This window comes from Priestia sp. JV24, from assembly GCF_025910025.1.
Lineage (GTDB): Bacteria > Bacillota > Bacilli > Bacillales > Bacillaceae_H > Priestia > Priestia megaterium.
In genome coordinates, this window is the sequence record NZ_JAPCIN010000014.1 from 40,601 (window position 1) to 47,676 (window position 7,076).

A 7,076-nucleotide genomic window follows, 5' to 3' on the forward strand; every position below is an offset into this window, starting at 1 on the left:
TTTGTACACTTGTTCATTGTTTTGGGGTGAGGATGTTGAAAAAAGTTTTTTGTATTGGTGAAACATTAATTGATTTTATTCCTGTTCAAAAAGAAAAGTCTTTAAAAGAAGTTACTAGTTTTGAACGCGTAGCTGGGGGAGCTCCTATGAACGTTGCAATTGCGATTGCAAAATACGGGGGGAATTCTGTAATGCTAACGAAAATAGCTAATGATAGCTTTGGTGATTATTTAGTAGATGTGCTTGAAGAAAATGGAGTAGATACTTCCTACATTATTCGATGTAATGAAGGAGAGACCGGTTTGGCATTCGTATCTGTAGATAAATTGGGTGATAGAGACTTCAGTTTTTATAGAAAGAATTCAGCTGACTTATTACTTTTACCAAACGAAGTGAAAGTAGAGTGGTTTGATAAGGGAGACCTTCTTCATTTTTGTTCTGTAGATTTAGTCGAAAGTCCAATGAAACAAACTCATGTAAAAGTAATAGATAGTTTTCAAAAAATAGGGGGAATTGTCAGTTTTGATCCCAATGTTCGTCTTCCCTTATGGCCTGATAAAGAAAGCTGTCGCCAAACAATTCTAGACTTTTTACCTTTAGCAGATATCGTGAAAGTATCGGATGAAGAACTATTTTTTATAACTAACATTAGAGAAGAAAGAGAAGCTATTAACTCCCTTTTTGTTGGCAATGTAAAAGTAGTAGTTTATACAAAAGGAAAAGATGGAGCCATTATTTATTTGAAAAATGGAGAACAATTTGAGGATAAAGGATTTAAAATAACTGTCTCAGATACAACCGGAGCAGGTGATGCATTTATAGGTGGTTTTTTATCTGAATTGCTTTCAATTGATATATCTAGTGACAATCTATGTCAAAAAGTGAGTGAACACCATCAACAATTGCTTACCTTTGCTAATGCAAGTGGGGCACTTACTGCCTCAGTAAAAGGAGCGATTCACGCAGCACCTGGAAAACAACATATAATGAATTTTATTGCTACTCAAAGAGGCAGATTAGTTTAAGAAAATATGTATCTATAATTGGGAATTAGTTTGGAATTCACAATATAAGTAGGGGTTAAAAGAAAGGGTTTAAATAATGAGGACTGAAAAAGAAAAGATGTTAGGTGGAGAAATGTATAATCCTGCAGACCCACAATTAAGAAAGGATCGAGAACATGCTAGAAGGCAGGTTAGAATATATAATGAAACTTTAGAGAGTGAAGGTAATAAGCGTATTAAATTATTAAAAGATTTATTCGGTTCTACTGGGGAAAACGTATACGTTGAACCAAATATTAGAGTTGACTATGGCTATAACATATTTGTTGGCGAAAACTTTTTTGCAAACTTTGATTGTGTCATCCTAGACATTTGTGAAGTGAGATTTGGAGATAATTGTTTACTTGGCCCGGGTGTACATATCTATACAGCAACTCATCCAATTGATCCAAATGAACGGAATTCAGGAAAGGAATACGCAAAACCAATTATTTTTGGAGACAATGTATGGGTTGGTGGAAGTTCAGTGATAAATCCAGGAGTGACGATAGGAAACAATGTTGTTATTGCATCTGGATCAGTAGTGACTAAAGATGTAACTAACAATGTAGTGGTGGGAGGAAATCCAGCGAAAATCATTAAAAGAATTGAGAATTAAGTTTATAAGGCTATTTCACTAAATTTTAGTAACAGTACGTTAAATGAGATCTGAATTTCTAACTTATTAGTTAATTGGTGATTAAATTGAATATATGGAGGGGGAAAAAAACCCTTCTATAAAAGTAAAAGGGTTTAAACATGCAGATATTGTTTTTTTAACTAGTTTTTCTTAATTACTTTACATGGATTTCCTACAACAGGCATTAGAGGGATGTCTTTTGTAACTACGCTTCCCAACTAAGCAATATTCTATATTTTATTACAGAATGCTGCTTATTTTGTGACTAATGTTTCATTAAGACTACACCATATGTCATTTTATATACATGAGTGTATCAAAGGTTATGGGTCATCATTCTCATGGTATACTATTGATTAACGACAAAACATTGTATATGCAGCATGTTTTGTTTATTTTCTGCTTTGGAGGGACAATTTCATTGCGTATTGTTCCTCCTTTTTATTTTATACAAAAAACATTGTGGAATACAATTAATAACATAGGTTTAATAACCAAATATATGAGCAAACTATTCAAGAAGCTTATTAGCTTTCTACCCAAAAGTTTCATAAAGGAAAAACCTGCCTTTGTTGCGACAGGTAGTTTTTTCTATTTTTAAGCTGTATATCGTATACATATATAGTTACCATACTGGGATTTGTGGAAAATAAAAAAGATGTTTCTATTTGCTAAGAAACATCTTTTTATTGATGGAAATCTAGATCTAATAATTAACAATCCGTTTGTTTAGACTTATGAAGTGGTGGAGGAACTAACCAGCCCTTTTCTTTGTTAAGTCGTAAAAACTTTCCACCAAGAGCTACTTTTTGCATGTGAATTTGTGCAAACATGGCAGCAATATCTTCACGAATGGATTGGCCGATCAATTGGCTACAAGCAACTAGACCAGCAGCTATATCCGTTGAGATAGCTGCAGCGACTTCTGGATCTTGAACACGTGCACCTACTGGAATATCATCTAAGCAAGCTTCTGGACGTTCAGGTGGAGTTGGAGGTAAAGCCATACCATTCTCTTTTAATAGAGTCTCTACACCTTTCATTTCTTGCTGGCATTGTTCAATTGTGTCCTGAACTAACTTATGTAGCTCCTTGTCTCCTACATGATTTAGAAATGTTTGATAACCAGCTACTAACCCTTTGGAAGCAGAGAGAAACGACCATGCTCCAAACACCTCACCATAATGCATGGGTTCATCTGTAGGATTTCCACTTAAAATACCCATTGTTATCCTCCTTAACATATTCATAATAATGTGCAACCTTTCTCACTATGCACATGCTTGACTTCTCCATACCTTGTTTTATTATTCTTATATATACAAAAGGTAGTTTTATTAAGGAATACTATTCACTATTTTAGGTAAACTAATCAAGATGCATAGACGGGTATCGACCACAATACCCTTGTTATAAAGAGAGCTGCCTTCTTGGGCAGTTTTTTTATTTTGGTTTATATATGCTTTTTTATTCGGCCTTTTGCCTATGATAATAGAAAGTCTCCATAATAAAAGGAAGAAGGGATACCCATTCTTCCTTCAGCCATCATTATAAAGTTGTCTTAGAAACGTCCTCCGCCCAGTTGTTGCTCAGCCATTTGTACAAGACGCTTAGTGATCTCGCCACCTACTGATCCGTTTGCACGTGAAGTCGTATCAGCACCAAGGTTTACACCAAATTCGCTAGCGATTTCGTATTTTAATTGGTCAATTGCTTGTTGAGCACCGTTTACTAATAATTCGTTACGGCTACCACTGTTGTTGTTTGCCATGTTGTGTCACCTCCTTGTTTTTCTTAAGTTTCCTATTATACAAGGAGTACATACATGGTAATTAATGGATGGATAAATCCTCATCCATTGACTATACTAAAGGGTAGAAACAAATTACGCTGTAAAAAGTGGAATTACATGTTTCATTTCCTTGTTATAAAATCTATACACTTGCCATGTGTAGGAAAAAGAATGACACCTCGTTTGTCATTCTTTTTTCATGCTCTTATATATAATTAATTTCTTTTTTAACGTTAATCGGGGTGAGACCTACTTAACATTTTTTAAAATTGAGATAACGATAGCAAAAGAAGCTACTTCTGCGTAGGAGCTTCTTTTTTTGTAAAAAAATAAAATACATAAAAAAGCTACCTGCCTATGAAGCAGGTAGCTAAAGCCATAAAGGGTATTAAATTTAAATGTAAGCCTCAAAATTAGCGAGAAGTACCTGATTGTCCTGAAAATCCACCAGCTAATTGTTGTTGAGCTGTAGCTACAAGACGTTTTGTGATTTCGCCACCTACTGAACCATTTGCACGTGCAGTTGCTTCAGCACCAAGGTTTACACCAAATTCGTTAGCGATCTCATATTTCATTTGATCGATTGCTTGTTCAGATCCGCGTACTAATAATTGATTACGGCTTCCACTGTTGTTTGACATATTATTTCACCTCCTCCATGTGTATACTTCTAGCATATGTTTTTGTCTCAATCGCATACAAGGGAAGTATTGGCTGAATAAAAGACACCTATTTCGTGATAATAAAGAACGTGATGGATTAAGTTCTCAATGCAAACTGGGAAGAATATTTCCTTCACTTCCTTGTGAAAATACTATTTGCCATGTGGAAGAAGGATTGCAATTGCTAGTGCAATCCTTTTTTGAAAAAGATATTTTATCAATGAAGAAATAAAAAGAAGAAGGCCCCTTTCCTATTCAGAAAAGAGCCCTAGCTTCAAAGATAACATGTGTGTGCCAGTTAATTACACTATAATATTCAGTGGGAATTTAAAGTATATTATATAATTTATAGAACAAACTATTCTAGAAGTGAAGTTCATTCACTAACTACCTTCTTAAGCAGAAAACCCTACTGATGAGGTCCAGTAGGATTTTCGACGGCTAAATTTACAAGATAATCAAAATAAACTCATCTTTGAATGTTGAGGCTTTAGGGAGGAAGCTTTTTTTCAAAATTTAATTAAAAATGTATGAACATCTTATTTTTAAAGAAACTACTTTAATATACAGCTTCTTTTTCAAACAAAAAGCTCATCTTTTGTCATATAAGGTGAGCTTTTTGCTGTTTCTTTGTATAACCCTTTATTTCGTGAGCATCCTAATCTACAGGTCAATATATGATTTCGAGAAAACTAATGATTAGGCAACAGTAGTTTTTCTATTTTCTATACATAAATTCTTACTAAATTGAACAAAGTAAACAAGACGCCGTGAGGCATCTACGAAAATCCTTTAGCAATAGAGCAGAAAAAACCTATCTCTTTTAACTGGAAACAGATAGGTTTTTTCTGTTTTTTAGGGTGATTATGATATACAACCTTAGTTAACATAAAACACGTTCTAAGAATAAGCAAGTGAAATTATAAAGGTTTCCATTGCGAATCTTTTATATCAAATTTATTTGGGCTTCTTACAAATTTTAAACTTTCCTTATCACAGGCTCCGTACTTTACAAAGTTTTGTTGTGCTTGTCTTAATGATATAACATTTGCTCCACCCTCAAAGTCAGGATCTTGAAATTGCACACCATCATCTTCCCAAAAGCATATTTCACAAATATCAAAGGTATCTGGTGGTTCTTCATCTAGTGTTTTGTATCCGCAGCAAGGGCAAGTATAATTACCATTCATAAACTAACTAACCTCATTTCATAATCGTATAGACGTAAGTTACCATAAGGTCCATTATCGGTACAAAAAGTGCTTGGATAACAATTATCCAAGCACTTCTAAATTTAATTATGTATTACTTTTCTTTTTTATATTTTTACCTGTATAAATAGAATTAACTATCAATATTAGGGTTCCTAAAAGCCATCCTACAGTTGGAGAGTACTCAAATACATTCTTTAGGGCCATCCCTAAAGAAATAGATGCCATTCCTAACATTAGTAAAAGTACAGAAATACCTTGTTGTCTTTGCATATAAATCACCTCAATTGCTTTTTCTTCTAATCAATTATTTTTCACGTTGCTGCTCTCTTTGTCCTACAATCCAAGCCAAAGATAAAATTGAAATAGTTAAAACTACTGCAGTTAACATACCTATATACACCTCTTTTTCCTTATAATTACATTGTAACATACAATCAAAATAGAATTTAAGTGTGTATAACATATACAAAGTTAGTTAACATAATACCAATTATCGGAAATTACATGCTGAAAACCTTTTTTTGTTAAGAAAAAATTCATATCTATTAATAAGTTAGTAAATATTATCCAAGAGGTGATAATGTGGATAAGAATAAGTTAAAACTCACATCTTCTGAAATAGGGACACTATGGGGAGAGTATGTAAACGGAACAATGACGGATGTAGTAAATCGATATATGTTCTCTATTATTGAGGATGAGTCAATAAAGACCATTTTTGAAGATGCTATCAAGACCTTCGCAAAACAAAAAAAACAAATTGTAGCTTTTATAGAAAACGAAGGGTTTCCAGTTCCAATTGGATTTACTGAGTCTGATCTTAATAACGGTACCAAGAGATTGTTCACGGACATATTCTGCTTAAATTATTTACATATCATGACGTTACATGGCTTGCTAGGACATACAACCTCATTAGGTGTTTCTGTCAGAGAAGACTTACGCCACTTCTACGATTCATGTGATAATGATGCTAAAAGGATGTATCATCAAACGATTGAATTATTACTTGAAAAAGGGGAGTTTCAGAGGGACCCTTATTTTTATCCTGCTACGAACCCTGAATATATTTCTAGCCAGGATTTTACGGATGGGTTTTTCGGGAAAGGCAGACGGTTAACGGCATTAGAAATCATAAGTATTTCTTTCAACCTTAAAAAAAGCATTATGGCTAAAACTCTTTCTATTGGATTTAGCCAGGTCTCTCAATCAAAAGAAGTAAGAAAATTTTTAGAGGATTCGGAGAAAACAGCTGATGATCAAATACAAGCCTTTTCAAAAATAATGCACGCAGATAATTTACCAGTTCCTAAATCGTGGGAGACAGAAGTAACAACTTCAACGGACTCTCCTTTTTCTGATAAATTAATGATGTATCATATTGGTTTCTTATTCCAAGCTGCACAAGCGTATCATGGAACAGGGTTAGCATCAGCCATGCGAACAGATCTTGTAGCTGCTTACGAAAGTGTTATTCTAAAGAATTTAATGGTAACAAAAAAATGGTTTGATATTATGGTGAAAAATAAATGGTTAGAACAGCCACCACTTGCTCCTAACAGAAAAGAAATAACAAAAGAAAAATAATAAAATCTAATATTTTGAGCAAACTACTCAAGACGCTCTGCAACGTCAACTGACTATTGACCATTCAAGAAACAGAAAAAACTACTGATCCCTGTTCAGTAGTTTTTTCGATTTTTAAACTGTATACGATATGCATTG

The 7,076-nt window shown here is 33.8% G+C and carries 8 protein-coding genes; 3 read left to right on the forward strand and 5 right to left on the reverse strand.

Annotation, left to right across the window (positions count from 1 at the left end; genetic code table 11):
* Positions 1-35 precede the first annotated feature (35 nt).
* Together OK414_RS09310 and OK414_RS09315 are read left to right on the forward strand one after the other, a co-directional pair.
* Positions 36-1,025 (forward strand): carbohydrate kinase family protein, encoded by a 990-nt coding sequence (locus tag OK414_RS09310; protein ID WP_263046209.1) that lies wholly within the window; start codon positions 36-38, stop codon positions 1,023-1,025.
* Between the two features lie 76 nt (positions 1,026-1,101).
* Entirely contained in the window at positions 1,102-1,662 is a 561-nt protein-coding gene (locus OK414_RS09315; RefSeq protein WP_263046190.1) for a maltose acetyltransferase domain-containing protein, read from the forward strand.
* A 734-nt stretch (positions 1,663-2,396) separates the two neighbouring features.
* Here OK414_RS09315 and OK414_RS09320 read toward each other — a convergent pair.
* The 5 genes from OK414_RS09320 to OK414_RS09340 all read right to left on the reverse strand — a co-directional run bounded on the left by OK414_RS09320 (position 2,397) and on the right by OK414_RS09340 (position 5,621).
* Positions 2,397-2,909 carry a DUF3231 family protein gene (locus OK414_RS09320; RefSeq protein ID WP_263046189.1) on the reverse strand — a complete coding sequence of 171 codons (513 nt, stop codon included), beginning with the start codon at positions 2,907-2,909 and terminating at the stop codon, positions 2,397-2,399.
* Between the two features lie 335 nt (positions 2,910-3,244).
* Positions 3,245-3,454: an alpha/beta-type small acid-soluble spore protein gene (locus OK414_RS09325; RefSeq protein ID WP_047933096.1), complete on the reverse strand. Its 210-nt coding sequence runs from the start codon at positions 3,452-3,454 to the stop codon at positions 3,245-3,247.
* A gap of 434 nt (positions 3,455-3,888) precedes the next feature.
* Positions 3,889-4,116 carry an alpha/beta-type small acid-soluble spore protein gene (locus tag OK414_RS09330; RefSeq protein WP_016766171.1) on the reverse strand — a complete coding sequence of 76 codons (228 nt, stop codon included), beginning with the start codon at positions 4,114-4,116 and terminating at the stop codon, positions 3,889-3,891.
* A 941-nt stretch (positions 4,117-5,057) separates the two neighbouring features.
* Positions 5,058-5,327 (reverse strand): CPCC family cysteine-rich protein, encoded by a 270-nt coding sequence (locus OK414_RS09335; RefSeq protein ID WP_095380514.1) that lies wholly within the window; start codon positions 5,325-5,327, stop codon positions 5,058-5,060.
* Between the two features lie 108 nt (positions 5,328-5,435).
* On the reverse strand, positions 5,436-5,621 hold the full coding sequence (locus tag OK414_RS09340) for a hypothetical protein (protein ID WP_263046188.1): 186 nt from the start codon (positions 5,619-5,621) through the stop codon (positions 5,436-5,438).
* A gap of 312 nt (positions 5,622-5,933) precedes the next feature.
* Between OK414_RS09340 and OK414_RS09345 the strand changes: the two genes are divergently transcribed.
* Complete coding sequence (locus OK414_RS09345) at positions 5,934-6,938, forward strand: DUF3231 family protein (protein WP_205662677.1); 1,005 nt, start codon at positions 5,934-5,936, stop codon at positions 6,936-6,938.
* Positions 6,939-7,076: the final 138 nt, after the last annotated feature.